Here is an 18,824-nt window from a genome sequence, read left to right on the forward strand (position 1 = left end):
TGGGCTGCCAAACGCTAAGGGACGCCGCTAGTCCGCAAAGTCCCCGGCGTTCCGGCGGAAAGTACCCAGGATGCGGATCAGCTGGTCAACATCGGCGGCGTCGAACCCCGACTGGCCAAACACCTCGGTGTTGAGCACCGCCGTCGCCCGTTTGGCAACGATCCGCCCCTCCGCGGTGAGCTCGATCAGGGTGGTGCGGCCGTCCGTGGGATGCGGCGAACGGGTCACCAGTCCCGAGCCTTCCAAACGGTCGACGGCGTTCGTCACCGAGGTGGGATGGACCTGGAGCAGGGCGCTCGCCTTGTTCATGGGCAGCGCGCCGCTGCGGGCGAAGCTGAGGAGCGCGAGCAGTTCGTAGCGGGCGAAGGTCAGCCCGAACGGTTTCAGGGCGCCCTCGATCCGGGCCAGCAGGATCTGCTGCGTGCGCATGATCGCGGTGATCGCAGCCATGGGGGCGGCGACATCGGCCCAGCCGTGCTCCTCCCAGTTCCGTTGGGCGTCCGCGATGGGGTCCCGGGGCAGTGGCGCGGCCATCCTCAGCCCTTCAGCCCCGGGAAATCCGCCTCGGAGTACTCCACACCGAAGCCGTCCGGGTGCGCGCCCCCGCCATGCCGGAGCACCTCATTGTGCCGCAACTCCACACGGCGGATTTTGCCCGAGATGGTCTTGGGCAGCGCCGCGAATTCCAGCCGCCGGATCCGTTTGAACGGCGCCAGGTGTTCGCGGCAGTACCGCAGGATGTCCTCGGCCAGCTCCGGCCCCGGCTCCAGCCCGGACACCAGCACAACATAGGCCTTGGGGACCGAAAGCTTGACCGCATCCGGCGACGGAACCACCGCCGCCTCGGCCACGGCGGGGTGTTCCAGCAGCACGCTCTCCAGTTCGAACGGCGAGAGCCGGTAGTCGGAGGATTTGAAGACGTCGTCGTCGCGGCCCACGTAGGTGATGACACCGTGTTTGTCCCGGCTGGCCATGTCGCCCGTGTGGTAATAGCCGCCGCGGAAAGCCTCGGCGGTCCGTTCCGCGTCCCCGTAGTAGCCCTTCATCAGCCCCACCGGCCGGGGGTCCAGGCGGAGGCACAGCTCGCCGTCTTCGGCTTCTTCCCCCGTGTTCGGATCCACCAGCACCACGTCGTAGCCGGGAAGCGGCCGCCCCATGGCGCCGATGGTGACCGGCTGGCTGGGCGTGTTGGCCACCTGGACCGTGGTTTCTGTCTGGCCAAAGCCGTCCCTGATGGTCTGGCCCCAGGCGCGCTGGACCTGTTCGATCACTTCGGCGTTCAGCGGTTCGCCCGCGGAGACCACCTTGGTGGGCGGGGTCTTCAGCACTTTCAGGTCCGCCTGGATGAGCATCCGCCAGACCGTGGGCGGGGCGCAGAAGCTGGTGACGTGCTCCCGGTCCATCTGCTTCATCAGGGCACGGGCGTCGAACCGTTCATAGTTGTAGACGAAAACGCACGCCTCCGCGATCCACGGCGCGAAGAAATTGGACCACGCGTGTTTGCCCCAGCCCGGCGATGCCACGTTCAGGTGCACGTCGCCGGGTTCCAGGCCGATCCAGTACATCGTGGAGAGGTGCCCCACCGGGTACGACGTGTGGGTGTGCTCCACCAGCTTGGCCTTCGACGTGGTTCCGGAGGTGAAATACAGCAGCAGCGTCTCGTCCGCCTGGGTGGGGGCGTCGGCTGTGAAGGTGACCGCCGCCGTCGTCGAGTCCGTGTACTGGAGGGCGCCGGGGGTGCCGGCTGAACCGCCGGCGGCGCCGATTTCGATGAGGCGGTATTCGCCGGGGACGCCGGCAAACTTGCGGATGTTGGCACGTCCGACGGCGGCCCAGCCCGCCTCGCCGCGCTCCACGCGTTCGGCCAGGTCCTCCGGACCCATCAGGGTGGTGGTGGGGATCAGGACGATGCCCAGCTTGATGCCGGCCAGCATCAGCTCCCAGAGCTCCACCTGGTTGCCCAGCATAACGATCATGCGGTCCCCGCGGCGCATGCCCTGGCTTCTCAGCCAGGTGGCCACTTGGTTGGAACGGGCGGCCAGGTCCGCGAAACTCCGGCGGGTGGCCGATCCGTCCTGCTCCACGATGACCAGGGCCGGTTTGCCGGCCTTCTCAGGATCGGCGGCGATCTGGTCGAACCAGTCGAGGGCAAAGTTGAATTCCGTGAAGCGCGGCCACACGAACTCGCGCCTGGCCTGGTGGTAGTCGGAATGCAGGGCCAGCAGGCGGTCGCGTGCCTCGCGGAAGTCATCGGTGACTGACATGGGGGACACCTTTCCTCCAGTGATGCGCATCACTAAGAATCCATCCCTGTGCAATATACTAGGACATCCAAGGGTTTGGAAGACCGAAGGGATATGAAGCGTGCAGCCACAAGGACGTGAGCGTGTTGTGACCGAAGCCCCGCCGTTTCCAGAGGCAGACCTGATGCACATCGTGGACCTCCTGCCCGCAGCGGAGCGAGAGCGCTACCTGGAGATCCGGGCGTTCCTGCAGTCCACCGTGCGGCAGGCCTCCATTGACTACTGGAACCGCGAGGAATTCCCGTTCGGGCTGCTGGCGGAGATGGGAAAGCACGGACTTGGCACGCTGCAGACGGACGGCACGTCCAAGCTCTTCAAGGGCTTGATGTACGTCGAAGTGGCCAGGGCGGACGTTTCGCTGTCTGCCCTGGTGGGGATCCACAACGAACTGATCGTGGGGATGATCGACGCCCTCGGTTCCGAGGAACAGAAGCAGCGGTGGCTGCCTGGCCTGAAGAACTTTACCCAGCTGGGCGCCTTCGCCCTGACCGAACCGGAGCACGGCTCGGACATCGCCGGCGGGCTGGAAACATCCGCCCGGCTGGAGGGCGGCGAGTGGGTGATCAACGGCGCGAAGCGCTGGATCGGCTCCGGGACCATCGCGGACTTTGCCCTGGTGTGGGCGCGCGACGCTGCGGACGGGCACATCAAGGGCTTTATTGTGGAGACGGACCGCGCCGGCTACCGGGCATCCAAGATTGCCAACAAGATCGGCCTGCGGATCATGCAGAATGCGGACATCGTGCTGGACAACGTCAGGATTCCGGCATCCAACATGCTGCCGGGCGCCACGGACTTCTCCAAAGCCAACGACCTCCTGCGGGATTCGCGCGCCTGGGTTGGCTGGCAAGGTGCCGGGATCCAGCTGGCCGCCTTCGACGTCGCCCGTTCCTACTCCCTGGAACGCAGGCAGTTCGGCAAGGAACTGGCATGCTTCCAGCTGGTCCAGCAGCAGCTGGCGGAGATCCTGGGCAACGCCTCCGCGTCACTGGCGCTGATGGCCCAGCTCGCCCGGATCCAGGCGGACGGCAAGCTGGAGATGGCGCAGGCGGCCATGGCAAAGTCCACGTGCACCCGGCTGGCCCGCGCATCGGTGGCGATGGGACGGTCGCTGCTGGGCGGCAACGGGATCAGTTCGGACTTTGAAATGGGCAAGCTGTTTGGTGATGCCGAAATCCTCTATACCTATGAGGGCAGCTACGAAATCAATTCGCTGATTGTTGGCCGGGCCGTTACCGGAAAATCGGCCTTCGTCTAGCAGTTCACGGGAAAGAACTTAACAAAAAACTGCCCTGGCCATGCTTTACAGCACGGTCAGGGCAGTTGATCAGAACCTTAGAGCGGGCGAATATTCTCTGCCTGCGGGCCCTTGGGGCCCTGGGTCACATCGAATTCGACTTTCTGGTTCTCATCCAGCGAGCGGTAGCCGCTGCTGGCGATTGCGGAATAGTGCGCGAAAACATCGGCGGATCCGTCGTCCGGAGCGATGAAACCAAAGCCCTTTTCAGCGTTGAACCATTTAACTGTGCCTGTTGCCATTGCTAACTTCCTTTGTAACCCTTTTCTGGTCCTGCTCGGACGGCAGGCAGACGCGGAGTCTGTAGTCCGCTGTCTCAAACCTAGGGGCTCCGCGGTGGGCGTGCAATAGCTGCAGTCATCAAGTGTCACCGCTGTTACAGAAGTGGTACACGGGAATTGACCGCTGCAGGCTAGCGCATGCCCTCCCGGCGGATGGCCGTGGCGATCGCCGCGGCGCGGGTCTCCACCCCGAGCTTGGCGTAGATATGCGCCAGATGGGTCTTGACGGTGGCCTCGGAGATGAAGAGCCGCTGGCCCAGTTCCCGGTTGCTGAGCCCCTCGGTCAGGAGGCTCAGCAGCTCCGCCTCCCGGGGCGTCAGGACCTCGTCGGGATTGCGCAGCTGCTGGAAGAGCCGGGAGGCCACGGGGGCACTCATGACGCTCTTCCCCTGCACGGCACCACGGATGGCGGCGAAGATTTCGTCCGGGGCGGCGTCCTTGAGGAGGTAGCCCATGGCGCCCGCGTCGACCGCCCGGACGATGTCCGCGTCGGAATCGTAGGTGGTGAACACCAGGATGGCCTGCCGGCTGTTGCGCTGCCGCAGCTGCCTGATGGCCTCGATCCCGTCCATTCCGGCGCCCATGGCCAGATCCATCACCACAACGGCTGGGGAGTGGTGTTCCACCAGCTCCAGCGCTTCCTCGCCGGAGGCGGCCTCGGCCACCACGTCAAAGTCAGGCTGCGTACCCAGCAGCGCCTTGAGTCCGCTCCGGACCACCAGGTGGTCGTCCACCAGGAGGACAGTGATGGTAGTCACGCGTCCTCCGGTGTTATCTGCTGGCCAGGTGGGACTGACTGCGCCCGGGCCGGCACCTGTGCGGCCACGATGGTCCCTTCGCCGGGGGAACTTTCCACCGAGAGTACGCCGCCCAGCTGCTCCACGCGCTGGCGCATGGCCCGCAGCCCGTAGCCTCCGGCGTCCGACGGCGGTGCTGCCGCCGACGGGTCAAAGCCCGTGCCGTCGTCGTAGATGTCAAGGGTGACCGAGCCGGGAAGGAACCCCAGTGTCAGGGTTGTGGTGGTGGCGTTTGCGTGCTGCTGGATGTTTGCGGCCGCGCTCTGGACCACCCGCAGCAGGGCGTGCCGGACGTCCGCCGGGACGTCCCTCGGTTCGCCGGTGACCAGGAGCCGGGCGTGCGGGACGTACTGTGCGGCCGCCTGGTGCAGGGCTTCAGGAAGCGGCGATGCGTCCAGGCCCGGGGAGGCGAGCTCGTGGACCAGATTGCGCGTCTCGGAGAGATTGCGGCGCAACAGTTCCGTAGCCTGCTTGAGCTCCTGGCGCGAAGCCTGGCCTGGCCACGAACGGTCAGCGGCCTCCAGGAGCAGCAGGCTGCTGGCCAGGCCCTGCGTCACGGTGTCGTGGATCTCCCGCGATACGCGCTCGCGTTCGGCGATGGTGCCGGCCAGGCGCTCGCTGGCCGCCAGCTGCCCGTGTGCCAGCGATACCTCCGCATGGAGACGGCGCTGCTCCGCGGCGTCGTGCTCGATTCGGTCATAGACCAGCGTCAGCATCACGCCGACCGCGAGGGGCCCCAGCAGCATCGCCAGGTCTGTCCCGTCGCTGAGCCGGAACAGCCCGACGGCGGTGGCGGCCGCCGTCGCGCCTGCCGCCACGTAACCCACGGCGCCCTTAAAGGCTGTCCGGCACAGGAAGAGGATCGCAAAGGAACACCAGGCGAAACTGGGTGCGGCGATGACAAGGGCTGCCCAGACGGCTACAAACACGAGCATCCAGACCGCCCATGGGCGTCTCTGCCCGGCAAGTGCGGCGATGACGGCGTAGAGCGCGCACACCGTTCCAGCCAGGCCGAGGACCAGCAGGTTGTCCTGCAGGCTGTGCCGCATGGCATAGCGGACGGCCGAAGCGACGAGCAGGACAGCAAAGCCAAGGTGGACGGCGGTGTCGATCCGGCCGAACCGGCCAGGGGCGGCGGCCGGTCCACGAGGCCGGGCGCGTCCGGTGGTCAGCGGGGATCCGAGTGTCAGGGTTTTACGGGGAGTGGCTGGGGAGGGCATTGGGGTCCGGTTCAGGTCAGGGGCGTTCCTATCCCATGCTATTGCCCGCGCCGTTGCTGGTCTCTCCGCCTTTTGGCTGATGCTGCTGGCCATCCGGGGGAGCAGGGCGCAGCCAAAGGCCCGATGCTTGCCGCTGCGGGGCCGGACAGGATGGATGGAGGAAGCCCGTTCCAATGGATTCCGCCAACGTGAGCCCCGCCAACGTGAGCCGGCCCCATCAAGCTGGGTCCGGCAACGCGAGTCCATCAACCCAAGGAGAAATACCGTGAAGAAGTCCAACAAGATTGCCGCCGCCGTTGCTGCCGCAGGAGCTTTGCTGCTGACGGGAGGGCTGACCGCTGCAGCCAACGCCGGGACCAGCCAGGTGGCCGCTCCCGCCGTGGTACCCGCCGTCGATATCCCGCAGGCGGCGGAGACCGTGGTGGCGCAGAACCGCATCACCGCGGGTGCCTCGGCCGATGCGGTCCGGGCAGCCCTTGCGAAATGCCAGGCTGACAAGCTGCCGTTTGTAACCGTGGCCCTGGTGGACAGGTTCGGCACCGTCCAGGCGCTCCTGCGCGGGGACAACGCCGCCGAGCACACGATCGAAGCAGCCCAGCAGAAGGCCTACACCGCGGCCGCGTTCGGTGCACCAACGAGCGAGCTGGCCAAGCGCATCAACGGCAACGGGCCCAGCATCGCGGACCTCCCCGGCACCCTGTTCCTGCCCGGCGGCGTCCCGCTCAAGGTCAATGGTGTGTCCGTGGCAGGCATCGGCGTGGGCGGTGCCCCCGACGGCAACCTGGACGAGGCCTGCGCCACCGCCGGCGCCGAGGCCATCGCCGCTGCAGCTGCCGGCTCAGGCAAGTAGGCTCGGCTCCATGAGGCGGTTCAGGACCTGGCGCCGGGCACGCAGGGCGGCGGCAATCCTCTTTCTGGCGGGCGGTGTATCAGCTTGCCTGGCCGCCTGCCAGGCGGGTCCCGGCGAGCCGCAACGGCAGGAGTCGCCGCCGTCGTCCGTCCTGGTCAGCCCCGGCAGCCAGCAACCGTCCGGACCGTCCGCGCCGGCAGCCACCACGCCGCCCGCGCTGCACGGGGAGGCCCAGGCACTGCTTGACCAGGAACTGGTCGTCGCCGCGAAGGCGAACAACGTGGCGCTCGTGGGTGAACTCATCGGCCGAGGCGGCAACGTGAACGCCAAGGACGCCATCCAGGATTCCGCGTTCCTCTATGCCGGGGCCGAGGGATTCAACGAGGTGCTCCGGCTGACGCTGGCGGCCGGCGCGGACGTTGCCAGCACCAACCGGTACGGCGGGACGGCGCTGATTCCCGCCAGCGAGCACGGCCACGTGGAGACGGTCCGCATCCTCCTGGCCGCTGGAGTGCCCGTGAACCATGTGAACAACCTGGGGTGGACCGCCATGCAGGAGGCCATCCTGCTCAACAACGGCGGCCCCAGGCAGCAGGAAGTGGTCCGGCAGCTCCTCGACGCCGGCGGGGACCCCAACATCCGGGATCCCCAGGGCCGGACCGCCCTGGAAAACGCCGAACGGCTGGGTTTCGTGGAGATCGCCAACCTGATCCGGGCACACTAGCCCCGTAGATCCAACGCGGGGTCAGATACGGCCCGATAATCCACCTGCACGGGCGGAATGTGACCCCGCGTTGGTTCTTAGGTGGTCTCGAGGACGCTGACGTAGTTGGCGATGCCTACACCGCCCATGTTCTGGACGGCGGCGCGGCTCGGGTTGGCGAGCTGCATGTCGCCGGCGGTCCCAGTGAGCTGCATGGCGGCGATGACGTGCTGGGATACGCCGGTTGCACCCACGGGGTGGCCTTTGGCCTTGAGTCCGCCGGAGACGTTGATGGGCAGCTTCCCGTCCTTGAAGACCCAGCCTTCCTGCACGGCGCGGGCGCCCTGGCCCGGTTCGGTCAGTCCCATGGCCTCGTACATCAGCAGCTCGGCGATGGTGAAGCAATCGTGGACCTCAGCGAAGTCCAGGTCTTCAAGCCCGACGCCGGCCATCCCCAGCGCGCGCTGCCAGGACATGCGCGTGGCGGCGAAGGCGGTGGGGTCCCGGCGATCGGCCGGGAAGAAGTCGTTCGCCTGGCCAAAGCCGGCGAGCCTTACCGGCGCAGTGGCCCCGCCGGTTGGCGACGTGCTGAGCACAACGGCAGCGGCGCCGTCGGACACGGGGGAGCAGTCGGTGCGGCGCAGCGGATCGGCCACCATGGGGTTCTTGTCCGAGACGGTGCGGCAGAAGTCCTCGCCGAGATCCTTGCGGAGCTGGGCGTAGGGGTTGTCCACGCCGTTGCGGTGGTTCTTGGCCGCGATGGAGCCCAGCACGTCGCCCAGCTGTCCGTCGCCGTGACCGTAGCGCTTTTCGTAGTGCTTGGCGACGTCCGCGAACAGGCCAGTGAAGCCGGTGGTGGACGTCTGGCCGGCCATGTCGTAGTCGGCGCCCAGCAGGGCTGCGCCCACAACGTCAGCGCCGGCGTGGGTCATCTTCTCGGCGCCGATCACCAGCACGGTCTTCGCGGTGCCGGCCAGCAGCGACTTGGTGCCCTGCTGGAACGCGGCCGACCCGGAGGCGCAGGCGTTCTCCACACGCGTGGCGGCGACGTTGGCCAGCTGGTCCGAGACCTGCAAGGCCAGCGAGGACGGGAACGCCAGCGGCATCATGCCGGAGTTGAACTGGCCCAGGTAGATCTCATCGATCTGGCCTGGCTCGATCCCGGCGTTGATGATTGCCTCGGTGGCCACTTGGACGATCAGGGACTCAAGGGTTTCGTCCGTGAGTTTGCCGAACCGGCTGTGGCCCCATCCGGTGAGCAGGACATCCTTGCCGAACTGTTCCTTGAGGCTCATGCTGCCACTCCTGCGGTTTCAAGCTGGACGTCGAATGCGGCTTCGGTCTTTTCGCGAATTTCCTCCACGGTGACCCCCGGCGCAAGGCGGGTCAGCGTGAGCTGCCGCCCGCCGTCGTCGTCCGCTTTTTTAAGGTCAAAAACCGCGAGATCACTGATGATCCGGTCCACGCAACGCAGGCCGGTGAGCGGCAGGGTGCACTCGGTGACGATCTTGGCCGTGCCGTCCTTGGCGTTGTGCTCGGTCAGAACCACCACGCGCGGCGTGCCGGCCACGAGGTCCATGGCACCGCCCATGCCCTTGACCATCTTGCCGGGAATCGTCCAGTTGGCGAGGTCGCCGTTGCCGGAGACCTGCATGGCGCCCAGGATGGCCACCTTGACGTGGCCGCCGCGGATCATGCCGAACGATGTGGCGGAGTCGAAGATGCTGCCGCCGGGCAGGACCGTGACGGTCTGCTTGCCGGCGTTGATGAGGTCCGCGTCTTCGTCGCCCTCATAAGGGAACGGGCCCATGCCGAGCAGGCCGTTTTCGCTCTGCAGGACCACGCGGACGCCGTCGGGCAGGTTGTTGGCCACCAGCGTGGGGATGCCGATGCCCAGGTTGACGTAGTCGCCGTCGTTCAGTTCCTCGGCCGCGATGGCAGCCATTTCATCCCTGGTCCAGGCCATGGGTTTCTCCTTGGGGTTCAAAGTTTGTAGGGCTTAAGTGTTCGTTCGCGCTGCTAGTGGGGCGTGCCGGGTTTGACGGGTACCGGCATTCAGGCGGGGACCGGTGCCGCTTCCCGGGAGCGGACGGTGCGCTGTTCAATGTCCTTAATCCGGCCGCTCGCCTGGACCAGGTGCTGGACATACACGCCCGGGGTGACGATGTGGTTGGGATCCAGTGCGCCGGGCTCCACGATGACTTCGGCTTCGGCGATGGTCACCAGGCCGGCGGTGGCCACCACGGGGTTGAAGTTCCGGGCCGTGTAGCGGTAGATCAGGTTGCCGTCCGTGTCCGCGGTGTGCGCGTGGACCAGCGCGACGTCGGCCCGGATGGCGCGCTCCTGGACGTACGTCTCGCCGTCGAACTCTGCCAGCGGCTTGCCTTCCGCGACCAGGGTTCCGACGCCGGTCTTGGTGTAGAAGGCGGGGATGCCGGCACCGCCGGCGCGGAGGCGCTCGGCCAGCGTGCCCTGCGGCGTGAATTCCACCTCGAGCAGGCCCGCGAGGTACTGCTCGGCGAAGAGCTTGTTCTCGCCCACATACGAGGCGATGACCTTGCGGACCTGGCCGGCCTCGATCAGCACGCCCAGGCCTTTCCCGTCCACACCCATGTTGTTGGACACCACGGTCAGATCGCGCACGCCGGAATCACGCACGGCCTCGATGAGGTCCGCCGGGATGCCGCTCAGGCCGAAACCGCCGACGGCGAGCGTCATGCCGTCCTGCAGCACTTCCGCCAGGGCAGCGGCGGCGTGGGATTTCAGTTTGGACATTCCGTCTCCTCGTCATCGAGCATGCAGAGCCATTTCGGGTTATCCACTTTGTGGACATGTGGCCTAGGAAAGGAGCCTAGGGCGGTCCCTGAAGCTGGTCAACGACGCAACCATGCCAGGAAGGCAGATATTTCACAGCGTGGACGCTAGGCTTGGAGGTGTCCACATTGTGGAGGATTTCTTGAGAGTTGGTGAACTGAATGACAAATCCAGTCCAAGGGGCGCAGGTGGTGGGCCGCGTGGCGTCGCTGCTGCGGCTGGTGGGCCGGAAGCCGGAGGGCAGCTCAATATCCGGGCTGGTCCGGGAGTCCGGGCTGACCCGCCCCACCGTCCACCGGCTCCTGGCCTCCCTTGCCGCCGAGGGCCTCCTGGACCACGACGCCCGCAGCGGAAACTGGATCCTGGGCCCTGAGATCTTCCTGCTGGGATCGGTAGCGGCGGCCCGCTTCCCGTTTGAGGACCTGGCGCGGCCAAGTCTGCGCCGCCTGGCGGAGGAGACCGGTGAGAGCGCCTTCTATTCCATCCGCAGGGGCCAGGAGACGGTCTGCGTGCTGCGGGAAGAGGGCAGCTTCCCGGTACGGTCCTTCGTGCTGCACGAGGGAGTCCGCTTTCCACTGGGTGTGGCCTCGGCCGGGACCGCCATCATGGCGTTCCTCCCGGACGAGGAACAGGAGGCCATCCTGTCCGGCTGGGACCAGCACGCCGGCAGCTTCGCGGCAGGCCACAGCATAGAGGTGGTGCGCAGGAACCTGGAACGGACCCGGCTGCATGGATTCGCAGTGAATCCCGGCCTGGTGCTGGAGGGCAGCTGGGGAATGGGGACGGCCGTGTTCGACCAGTTGGGCAGGCCCGTGGGCGCGCTTTCACTGACCGGCATCGAACCCCGGTTCCGCCCGGAACGGCAGGAGTTCCTCGGCAAACTGCTGATGGAGGAAGCCCACCGGATCACGTCGCTGCTGACCCGTTCGCCGGGCGCCGCCTGAACTGCTCGGCACTGCTCGGCGTCGTGTGGCTGACCCGTGGTGGGGCACTTTGACACGGACACGCCGTATTCCGGGCGGGATCGGTCCGGACAGGGTTCAAAGTGCCCCGGTTCGGCGGACAGCCTGATCCGGGCCTCCGTCGGCTCAGCCTATTTCCACCACGTATCGAAGATGGTGACCGGCACCGTGCGCTTGTGGCGCGTGCGGAGGTATTTCTCTTCGATCAGCTCGGCCGCCGCTTCGGGGATCTCCCGGCCTTCGAGGTAATCATCGATTTGGTCGTACGTGATTCCCAGTTCGTCCTCGTCGGTGCGTCCGGGCCTGCCGTCCAAGAGGTCCGCAGTGGGTACTTTTTCCCAGACGCGCGCAGGGGCGCCCAGTTCGGCCAGCAGTTCGCGGTTCTGGCGTTTGTTGAGGCCGAACAGGGGCAGGATGTCCGCGCCGCCGTCGCCGAATTTGGTGAAGAACCCGGTCACGGACTCTGCGCCGTGGTCGGTGCCGATCACCAGGTAGTTGTGCTCGCCGGCCAGCGCGTACTGCGCGATCATCCGGGTGCGTGCCTTGGTGTTTCCCTTGTGGAAATCGGAGATGCCGTTCCCCACCGTCTTCTCGAATTCGTCCTCGAAGCCATCCACGGCGGCCGAGATGTTGAAGGTCCATTCCGTCTTGGCCCGGATGAAGTCCAGGGCGGCCCGGGCGTCGTCCTCGTCGTGCTGGACGCCGTACGGCAGTCGGACCGCTACGAAGTTGGCCTCCACGCCTTCGGCCTCCAGCTCCTCCACGGCCAGCTGGGCCAGCCTGCCGGCGAGGGAGGAGTCCAGCCCGCCCGAGATGCCCAGGACAAAGCCCTTGGTGTGGGTTGCCCGGAGGTAATCCTTCAGGAAATCCACCCGCTTGCGTACCTCCCCGAGGGGGTCGATCCGGGGCTGCACGCCCATTTCTTCGATGATGGTGGACTGGAGTTCGCGCATGTGATCCAGCCTAGTCAGCTCTGTCAACAACGCTCAACTGTGTCCACCCGAACCAGACACGTGTCCACGCGATCCACGCACAGCCGGGCGCGAACGGACACTTCCGGCCCCGGCGCTACAGCGCCGCGGGTGCCGCTCCCGTTGAACCGCGGACCGTGAGATGCGTGGGCATCAGGGAACGGCTGCGGCTGCCACCGCCCGCCAGCGGGTTGAGCTGGGCCAGGAGCATGGACACTGCCACGCGGCCGGCCTGTTCGATCGGGGACGTCATGGTGGTCAGTGGGGGATTGCAGAAGTCCGCGCCGAAGATGTCGTCGCAGCCCACCACACTCATGTCCTCCGGGACCCGGATGCCGCGTTCGCGCAGCCGCTGGAGCATGCCGATGGCGATGAGGTCGTTGAAGGCAATGCACGCGGTCACGCCGGAGTGCACGGCCGCATCTGCGGCGGCGGCACCCGATTGTGTCTTGGGGGCGAAAGGGCCCAGCCTGCGCACCTCAACGCCGCGGTCCTCGGCGGCGGCCGCCAGGGCTGTCCAGCGGAGGGTGCTGGACTGGGACGTGAGTGGACCCGCCATGTAGGCGATCCGGAGGTGGCCGAGGGAAATCAGATGGTCCAGTGCCTGGCTGGTGGCGGACGGCGTGTCAATGACGACGGCGGGAACGCCGGGGACGTCGCGGTTGACGGCCACCATGGGAATCTTGGCGGCCGCGGCCAGGAGTGCCTCATCGCTGAGCCTTGACGCGGCGACGATGATGCCGTCAGCGCTCTTGCGCAACTGCTCCACGGCGGAGGCCTCCACCTCGTCGGACTCTTCCGTGTCCACCAGCAGTTGGGTGTAGCCGGCTGCCTTGAGCTGCAGCTGGGTGCCACGGATGAGGTCAAAGTAGAAGGGGTTGGTGATGTCCGGCACCAGGACGCCGACGGCGCCGGTGCGGCCGGAGCTCAGTGCCTTCGCCTGGCTGTTCGGCGTGTAGTTCAGCTCGGCCGCGGCCGCTTGGATCCGCGCACGGGTACGGATGTTGACGCGGTCCGGAGTGGAAAGTGCGCGGGACACAGTGGATGCGGCCACGCCGCAGATCGCGGCGATGTCATGGATGGTGGCCGGGCGGTCTGTTCCGGCTGCTTGCATCGCCATGGCGCGCTCCTCACTGAACGGGATGACAGGGGTTGTGACGATTGCCACAGCCCCGTAGCACCTAGATTGCCACAGCGTGCAATCTTTGGCAATCGGTTGTCATTGACAGTTGACGTGTCTAGACTTGGAGCAGCACTGTTTGTGAACTGAGTCACCCGCGCGCCGGAGCGGCACCAAGGCTGTCCCGTCGCGGGCATACCTAAGGAGATTCCCGTGACCGCAACACCAAGCGAAGCAACAACCGCCGTCTGGCCGCTCTCAGGATTCGGCGATGAAGTGGATCCGGACCCCGCCGTCCAGGCCGCTGTCCTGCTGGCATTGGGCGCGAGCTACATCGAAGTACGCAGCGCCTGGGGTGTCAATGTCTCCGAACTGACGCCGGAACAGGTGTCCGAGCTCAAGGAAATCCTGGACGCCAAGGGCCTGAAGGTCTCAGCTGTCGCGAGCCCCATCGGCAAGGTGGACATCAGCCTGCCCGTGGAGCACGAGGTGGAGCGCCTTCGCCAGATCATCTCCGTGGCCAAGGGCTTGGATACGCATTACATCCGGATCTTCTCCTTCTTTCGGGGTGAGGCGCAGACGCCGGAGGAAATCCGCGACGACGTCCTCACGCGCATGAGGGCGCTGGCCGCCGAAGCTGAAAGCGCCGGCGTCGTACTCCTGCACGAGAACGAAAAGGGCATCTACGGCGATACGCCGCAGCGCGTTCTGGACATCATGGAGTCGGTGGACTCTCCCGCACTGCGCGTCGCCTGGGACAACGCCAACTTCGTCCAGGTTGGCGTCCGCCCCTACACAGACGGCTACGCCATGCTCCGGCCCTACCTCGAATACCTCCAGGTCAAGGACGCCATCATGGCCACGGGTGAGGTTGTGCCTTCCGGCCATGGCGACGGCGAACTGGACGCCACCATTGCTGCCCTGAAGGCGGACGGCTACTCAGGCTTCGCCTCACTCGAACCCCACCTCGCCAGCCACCACAAACTGGGTGGCTTCTCCGGTCCGGTTGCTTTCGGGATGGCCGCGCGCGCGTTCGCGGTCCTGGCTGCCAAGAACGGAATCGAACTTTCGTGACCGGCCTTAAAGCCGCAGTAATAGGCTGCGGTGACGTTTCGGCGGTTCACTTCGAAGCCGTCGCAAAGCTCGACAGCGCGCGGCTGGCCGGGGTCTGCGACTCGGATCCGGGCCGCCTTGCGGCAGCTGCGGCAGCCTATGGTGTCCCGGGTTTCCCCGATCACCACAGCCTGATCGAGGCCATCGGACCGGATGTTGTGCACGTTACGACGCCGCACAATATGCATGCCTCCATCGCTGCGGACTGTCTCGCGCGCGGCGTGAACGTGATTGTGGAAAAGCCGCTCGCGCATACGCTCGAGGAGGGCCGCAGGCTCGTGGAAGCTGCGAAAGCGAGCACTGCCAAGATTGCCGTCTGCTTCCAGAACCGCTACAACGCCACCTCGCAGGCCATGCACGCACTGCTTTCCTCCGGCGAGCTGGGCGCGGTAGCAGGGGCTTCAGCTACGGTGCTGTGGCACCGCGACGCCGACTATTACCGCAGCCGGCCGTGGCGCGGCACCTGGGAGGGTGGCGGTGGCGGGCTCATGATGAACCAGGCCATCCACACCGTCGACCTGCTGCAGTGGCTGGTGGGTGACGTCGTTTCGTTGTCCGGCAATGCGGCCACCAGGTTCCTGGGGGAAACCATCGAGGTGGAGGACACCGCTGAGTTTGTTGCCGAGCATGCCAACGGCGCGCGCAGCGCCTTTTATGCCACGCTGGCCAACGCCGTGAATGCGCCGGTTACTTTGGACATCGTCACGGAAAGAGCGACTCTCAGCCTTCGTGGGGACTTGACGGTCACTTATGCGGACGGCCGGGTTGAAGTGGTTCCCGAGCGTGTGGTGGAGTCCGGCGGGCGAGCCTACTGGGGCGTCTCGCACGAACTGCTCATCAATGACTTCTACGCCCGGCTCGGTGACGCGGGCCGGTTCTGGATCGATCCTGAAGAAGCGGAAAAATCCCTGAGGATCGTCAAGGAAATTTACCGCCAGAGCTACCCGGACGCGGCGGCGAAGGTTTCCTGAACTCCTCAGGGCAACGGTTGAAACCCCCGGCTGGCGTCCCCGCCTGAGGCCGAGAATCAGACTTTATACAACAGCGAAAACCATGGAGGAAAAAGTGGCCAAAATTGGCGTACAGGCAATGATGCTGAAGGACAGCTTCACCGAAATCGGGGCGTTCGAAACGCTCCGCAAGGTCAGCGGGATCGGCTACAACGCCGTCGAGATCTCCCAGATCCCGATGACGCCGGAAAACGTCGCCGAGCTGGACCGCTCCCGCAGCGAGCTGGGCATGGACATCGCGGCCCTGTCCGTGGCCATGGAAACCCCCAAAGGCCGGCCCGGCGACTCCCTGGCAGAGCACTTCGACAAGATTGTGGACGATGCCAAGCGGCTGGATTCGAAACTGCTGCGGATCGGCATGCTGCCGTTCCCCGCGATGAAGTCGATCGGCGCCGTGGTTGACTTCGCCAAGCAGGCCAACGAATACGCCGAGCGGCTGCAGGAGCAGGGCCTGGGGCTGTATTACCACAACCACCACATCGAGTTCGCGAAGTTCGACGGCAAGTACATGCTGGACATCATCGCCGAGAACTCCCCGGCCATGGGCATGGAAATCGATGTGCACTGGGTACAGCGCGGCGGCCTGGACCCAGTCCGTACCCTCGAGAAGTACGCCGGCCGCACGGCCATGGTCCACCTCAAGGACTACCGCATCGGCGAACTGCCCGAGTCGGCCTTCGGGTTGCTGGACTCAGGGGACGTCGCCGGATTCATGGCGGAGTTCAAGAACGTCGTCCAGTTCGCCGAAGTTGGGGAAGGCAACCTCGACTTCGCCTCCATCATGCCGGCCGCGCAGGCCGCCGGCGCGCAGTACCTGCTGGTGGAGCAGGACGAACTCTACGGCCGCACGGTCTGGGAAGCGCTGCAGACCTCCTACGACAACCTGGTTGCCATGGGCCAGTCCGAACTCTTCTAACCAGACCGCTTCTGGTTTCGACAAGCTCAACCAACGGAACACAAGCTCAACCAACAAAGAAGGATAAATAACTGTGAGCAAGAAAGTACGCCTCGGCATCATCGGCCTGGGCCAGCAGGGCGGCGCCTACGCCAAGTTCATCACGGACGGCATGGTCCCCAACATGGTGATCGGGGCCATCTGCGACACCGATCCGGCCAAGAAGGAACTCGCCTCCGCCACGTACCCGGACGCTCCCTTTTATGACGACTACATCGCCATGCTGGAAAGCGGAGACGTTGACGCCGTCGTGACCTGCGTGCCGCACTTCCTGCACCCGGAAATGGGCATCGAGACTCTCAAGCGCAACATCCACGCGCTGGTGGAGAAGCCGGCAGGCGTCTACACCAAGCAGGTCAAGGAGCTCAACGAATTCGCGGCCTCCAAGCCGGAACTCTCCTTCGGAATTATGTTCAACCAGCGCAACAACCCGCTGTACAAGAAGCTCAAAGAGATTGTGGAAAACGGCGAGATCGGCAAGATCCGCCGCAGCAACTGGATCATCACTAACTGGTGGCGCCCCCAGGGCTACTACAACTCCAGCGAGTGGCGCGCAACGTGGGGCGGCGAAGGTGGCGGCGTCCTGGTCAACCAGGCTCCGCACCAGCTGGACCTGTGGCAGTGGATCTGCGGCGTGCCGAAGTCCGTCTACTCCAAGGTTTCCTTCGGCTTCCGCCGCGACATCGCCGTCGAAGATGAAGTCACCGCAGTAGTTGATTACGGAGACGGCGTCACCGGCGTATTTGTCACCGCCACGCACGATCTGACGGGGACTGACCGCTTCGAGATCCTGGGCGACCAGGGCAAGATCGTCGTCGAGGGCAGCAAGACCGCCACCGTGACGCGCCTGCACAAGCCGGAGCGCGAACTCAGCGACGGCATGGGCATGGACGATGTCCGAAAGCTCTTTATGGGCGAGCTGAACCCGGAGCAGTACTACACCACCGAGGTCATCGAATTTGAGTCCGTCTGGGGTGGGCAGCACGCCGGTGTCCTGGAGAACTTCGCCGCCAACATCCTGGACGGCACACCGCTGCTGGCTCCGGGCTCGGACGGCATCAACGGAGTCCGCCTGGCCAACGCCATCCACCTCTCCGCCTGGACCGGTAAGGAAGTTGGACTGGACTTCGACGAGAACGAGTTCCTCGCCGAGCTCAATAAGCGCATCGCCGAAGAGGGCAAGTTCCCGCAGCGCACGTAACCTCCCGGGTCAGTAGCGAAGCTGAGCAGCAGCTGTGGCCGTTTTGGACCATCAAAACGGCCACAGCTGCGACCTGCTTGTGTGGTTTCCTCGTTAGGATGGGGCGGTGACTGAACCCCAAACGCCGGACACCGCCCAACCAGCGGGTTCGGTCAAAAAGCACGGCCGTGACGGCAAATCCAACGCGACCATCTACGACATCGCCAAGATGGCCGGCGTCAACGCGTCCACCGTTTCCCGTGCACTCAGCAAGCCGGGCAGGGTCAGCTCCAAAACACAAAAGCTCATCGAGGATGCGGCCGCCCAGCTGAACTACCAGGTCAATCCGTTCGCGCGCGCCCTTCCCACGGGCAAGACCAACACGTTCGGCCTCATCGTCGCGGACATCACCAACCCCACCTTCTTTGACATCATCCGTGGCGCCGAAACTACTGCAACCAGCCGGGACTACACCCTGGTGCTTGCCGAGTCGGCCGAGTCCCCGGCAACAGAACTGACTGCCGCCCGGCGGCTCATGGCCACCGTGGACGGCCTTATTCTGGCGAGCCCGCGCATGGATGATGACAACATCCGCGCCCTCGCCCAGGACAAACCCGTGGTGGTCATCAACCGCGAAGTCGACGGCGTGCCGTGCGTGGTCCCGGACGTCAACAAGGGAATCAGCGAGGCGGTCCGGAGCATGGCCGCCAACGGACACCAGCGGATCGCCTACGTAGCGGGGCCGCCTCAGTCCTGGATGTCCGAACGCCGGTGGGAGGGTGTGCAGGCGGCTTGCGACTGGTCCCGGCTCGAGGCCGTGCGGCTTGAATCCAGCAAACCAACGGTCGACGGCGGCCGGAAGACTGCGCGGGATGTCCGCGCCAGCGGTGCCACCGCGGTCATGACCTACAACGACCTGCTGGCCATCGGGCTTATGCAGGAGCTCCAGGCCGCCGGCATCGTGGTGCCCGACCACATCAGCATCATCGGCTTTGACGACATTTTCGGCGCGGACTTCACAACGCCGCCGCTCACCACCGTGCGTTCGCCGCTGGGGGAGTGCGGCGAGGCGGCCGCCACACGCCTGCTGGACCTGCTTCACGGGAGCGGGGAACAGGCCGGTACTTTGAGCGTGGAGACTGAGCTGGTGCTGCGTGGGTCCAGCGGTAGGATCCTGCCCGCGAAGTGAGTCCCGGCTGGCCGAATCCAGCATTTGGCAAATTATGGCAACCGGTTGACAAAGTAGGG

At 65.7% G+C, this 18,824-nt stretch carries 19 protein-coding genes; 9 read left to right on the forward strand and 10 right to left on the reverse strand.

All coding sequences use genetic code 11. The features are described from left to right. Window positions 1–27: 27 nt before the first annotated feature. Both NFC73_RS14495 and NFC73_RS14500 read right to left on the reverse strand, forming a co-directional pair. Window positions 28–534 (reverse strand): MarR family winged helix-turn-helix transcriptional regulator, encoded by a 507-nt coding sequence (locus tag NFC73_RS14495; protein WP_104063182.1) that lies wholly within the window; start codon window positions 532–534, stop codon window positions 28–30. A gap of 2 nt (window positions 535–536) precedes the next feature. Continuing rightward, window positions 537–2,264 carry an AMP-binding protein gene (locus NFC73_RS14500; RefSeq protein ID WP_254751317.1) on the reverse strand — a complete coding sequence of 576 codons (1,728 nt, stop codon included), beginning with the start codon at window positions 2,262–2,264 and terminating at the stop codon, window positions 537–539. A 163-nt stretch (window positions 2,265–2,427) separates the two neighbouring features. Here NFC73_RS14500 and NFC73_RS14505 point away from each other — a divergent pair, with 163 nt between their 5' ends. Continuing rightward, window positions 2,428–3,561, forward strand: a complete 1,134-nt coding sequence (locus NFC73_RS14505) for an acyl-CoA dehydrogenase family protein (RefSeq protein WP_254751427.1) — start codon at window positions 2,428–2,430, stop codon at window positions 3,559–3,561. 77 nt (window positions 3,562–3,638) lie between these two features. Here the strand turns inward: NFC73_RS14505 and NFC73_RS14510 are convergent, their stop codons facing one another. The 3 genes from NFC73_RS14510 to NFC73_RS14520 form a co-directional block, all read right to left on the reverse strand. Further along, complete coding sequence (locus NFC73_RS14510; RefSeq protein ID WP_013599688.1) at window positions 3,639–3,842, reverse strand: cold-shock protein; 204 nt, start codon at window positions 3,840–3,842, stop codon at window positions 3,639–3,641. A 170-nt stretch (window positions 3,843–4,012) separates the two neighbouring features. Beyond that, window positions 4,013–4,639, reverse strand: a complete 627-nt coding sequence (locus NFC73_RS14515; RefSeq protein ID WP_254751319.1) for a response regulator — start codon at window positions 4,637–4,639, stop codon at window positions 4,013–4,015. After that, window positions 4,636–5,898 carry a sensor histidine kinase gene (locus tag NFC73_RS14520; protein ID WP_254751321.1) on the reverse strand — a complete coding sequence of 421 codons (1,263 nt, stop codon included), beginning with the start codon at window positions 5,896–5,898 and terminating at the stop codon, window positions 4,636–4,638. The genes NFC73_RS14515 and NFC73_RS14520 overlap by 4 nt, the downstream gene beginning before the upstream one ends. Window positions 5,899–6,163: 265 nt before the next feature. Between NFC73_RS14520 and NFC73_RS14525 the strand changes: the two genes are divergently transcribed. Beyond that, window positions 6,164–6,748, forward strand: coding sequence for a GlcG/HbpS family heme-binding protein (locus NFC73_RS14525; protein WP_254751323.1), 585 nt, complete (start codon window positions 6,164–6,166; stop codon window positions 6,746–6,748). Between the two features lie 10 nt (window positions 6,749–6,758). Then, window positions 6,759–7,472: an ankyrin repeat domain-containing protein gene (locus NFC73_RS14530; protein WP_254751325.1), complete on the forward strand. Its 714-nt coding sequence runs from the start codon at window positions 6,759–6,761 to the stop codon at window positions 7,470–7,472. Between the two features lie 77 nt (window positions 7,473–7,549). On the opposite strand, the gene NFC73_RS14535 is transcribed toward NFC73_RS14530, so the two are convergent. From NFC73_RS14535 to NFC73_RS14545, 3 genes are all read right to left on the reverse strand, one after another. Further along, window positions 7,550–8,746: an acetyl-CoA acetyltransferase gene (locus NFC73_RS14535; RefSeq protein ID WP_254751327.1), complete on the reverse strand. Its 1,197-nt coding sequence runs from the start codon at window positions 8,744–8,746 to the stop codon at window positions 7,550–7,552. Then, the gene (locus NFC73_RS14540) at window positions 8,743–9,417 is read right to left on the reverse strand and encodes a CoA transferase subunit B (RefSeq protein WP_254751328.1); all 675 of its coding nucleotides are present in this window, start codon (window positions 9,415–9,417) and stop codon (window positions 8,743–8,745) included. Before NFC73_RS14540 ends, NFC73_RS14535 begins: the two co-directional genes overlap by 4 nt. Window positions 9,418–9,506: 89 nt before the next feature. Further along, complete coding sequence (locus NFC73_RS14545) at window positions 9,507–10,226, reverse strand: CoA transferase subunit A (RefSeq protein ID WP_254751330.1); 720 nt, start codon at window positions 10,224–10,226, stop codon at window positions 9,507–9,509. A gap of 200 nt (window positions 10,227–10,426) precedes the next feature. On the opposite strand from NFC73_RS14545, the gene NFC73_RS14550 reads away from it, so the two are divergent. Next, window positions 10,427–11,209 (forward strand): IclR family transcriptional regulator, encoded by a 783-nt coding sequence (locus tag NFC73_RS14550; protein ID WP_254751331.1) that lies wholly within the window; start codon window positions 10,427–10,429, stop codon window positions 11,207–11,209. Window positions 11,210–11,358: 149 nt separating this feature from the next. Here NFC73_RS14550 and nadE read toward each other — a convergent pair whose 3' ends face one another. Together nadE and NFC73_RS14560 are read right to left on the reverse strand one after the other, a co-directional pair. After that, complete coding sequence (gene nadE, locus NFC73_RS14555) at window positions 11,359–12,180, reverse strand: NAD(+) synthase (protein WP_254751333.1); 822 nt, start codon at window positions 12,178–12,180, stop codon at window positions 11,359–11,361. 115 nt (window positions 12,181–12,295) lie between these two features. After that, entirely contained in the window at window positions 12,296–13,312 is a 1,017-nt protein-coding gene (locus NFC73_RS14560) for a LacI family DNA-binding transcriptional regulator (protein ID WP_254751428.1), read from the reverse strand. Between the two features lie 219 nt (window positions 13,313–13,531). On the opposite strand from NFC73_RS14560, the gene NFC73_RS14565 reads away from it, so the two are divergent. From NFC73_RS14565 to NFC73_RS14585, 5 genes are all read left to right on the forward strand, one after another. Beyond that, window positions 13,532–14,392: a sugar phosphate isomerase/epimerase family protein gene (locus tag NFC73_RS14565; protein WP_254751334.1), complete on the forward strand. Its 861-nt coding sequence runs from the start codon at window positions 13,532–13,534 to the stop codon at window positions 14,390–14,392. Next, a complete protein-coding gene (locus tag NFC73_RS14570) occupies window positions 14,389–15,402 on the forward strand; it encodes a Gfo/Idh/MocA family protein (protein WP_254751335.1) in 1,014 nt (337 codons plus the stop codon). The genes NFC73_RS14565 and NFC73_RS14570 overlap by 4 nt, the downstream gene beginning before the upstream one ends. A 94-nt stretch (window positions 15,403–15,496) precedes the next feature. Beyond that, complete coding sequence (locus NFC73_RS14575; protein WP_254751337.1) at window positions 15,497–16,357, forward strand: sugar phosphate isomerase/epimerase family protein; 861 nt, start codon at window positions 15,497–15,499, stop codon at window positions 16,355–16,357. Between the two features lie 73 nt (window positions 16,358–16,430). Beyond that, entirely contained in the window at window positions 16,431–17,597 is a 1,167-nt protein-coding gene (locus NFC73_RS14580) for a Gfo/Idh/MocA family protein (RefSeq protein WP_141139314.1), read from the forward strand. A gap of 106 nt (window positions 17,598–17,703) precedes the next feature. Continuing rightward, window positions 17,704–18,765, forward strand: coding sequence for a LacI family DNA-binding transcriptional regulator (locus tag NFC73_RS14585; RefSeq protein WP_254751338.1), 1,062 nt, complete (start codon window positions 17,704–17,706; stop codon window positions 18,763–18,765). Window positions 18,766–18,824: the final 59 nt, after the last annotated feature.

It is taken from the genome of Pseudarthrobacter humi (assembly GCF_024294965.1).
Classification (GTDB): Bacteria; Actinomycetota; Actinomycetes; order Actinomycetales; family Micrococcaceae; genus Arthrobacter; species Arthrobacter humi.

What these genes read in the sequence shown, in the direction of transcription:
- NFC73_RS14495 (WP_104063182.1), bottom strand. Translation starts at nt 534, where the DNA reads ATGGCCGCGCCACTGCCCCGGGACCCCATCGCGGACGCCCAACGGAAC.
- NFC73_RS14500 (WP_254751317.1), bottom strand. Translation starts at nt 2,264, where the DNA reads ATGTCAGTCACCGATGACTTCCGCGAGGCACGCGACCGCCTGCTGGCC.
- NFC73_RS14505 (WP_254751427.1), top strand. Translation starts at nt 2,428, where the DNA reads ATGCACATCGTGGACCTCCTGCCCGCAGCGGAGCGAGAGCGCTACCTG.
- NFC73_RS14510 (WP_013599688.1), bottom strand. Translation starts at nt 3,842, where the DNA reads ATGGCAACAGGCACAGTTAAATGGTTCAACGCTGAAAAGGGCTTTGGT.
- NFC73_RS14520 (WP_254751321.1), bottom strand. Translation starts at nt 5,898, where the DNA reads ATGCCCTCCCCAGCCACTCCCCGTAAAACCCTGACACTCGGATCCCCG.
- NFC73_RS14530 (WP_254751325.1), top strand. Translation starts at nt 6,759, where the DNA reads ATGAGGCGGTTCAGGACCTGGCGCCGGGCACGCAGGGCGGCGGCAATC.
- NFC73_RS14535 (WP_254751327.1), bottom strand. Translation starts at nt 8,746, where the DNA reads ATGAGCCTCAAGGAACAGTTCGGCAAGGATGTCCTGCTCACCGGATGG.
- NFC73_RS14540 (WP_254751328.1), bottom strand. Translation starts at nt 9,417, where the DNA reads ATGGCCTGGACCAGGGATGAAATGGCTGCCATCGCGGCCGAGGAACTG.
- NFC73_RS14545 (WP_254751330.1), bottom strand. Translation starts at nt 10,226, where the DNA reads ATGTCCAAACTGAAATCCCACGCCGCCGCTGCCCTGGCGGAAGTGCTG.
- NFC73_RS14550 (WP_254751331.1), top strand. Translation starts at nt 10,427, where the DNA reads ATGACAAATCCAGTCCAAGGGGCGCAGGTGGTGGGCCGCGTGGCGTCG.
- nadE (WP_254751333.1), bottom strand. Translation starts at nt 12,180, where the DNA reads ATGCGCGAACTCCAGTCCACCATCATCGAAGAAATGGGCGTGCAGCCC.
- NFC73_RS14560 (WP_254751428.1), bottom strand. Translation starts at nt 13,312, where the DNA reads ATGCAAGCAGCCGGAACAGACCGCCCGGCCACCATCCATGACATCGCC.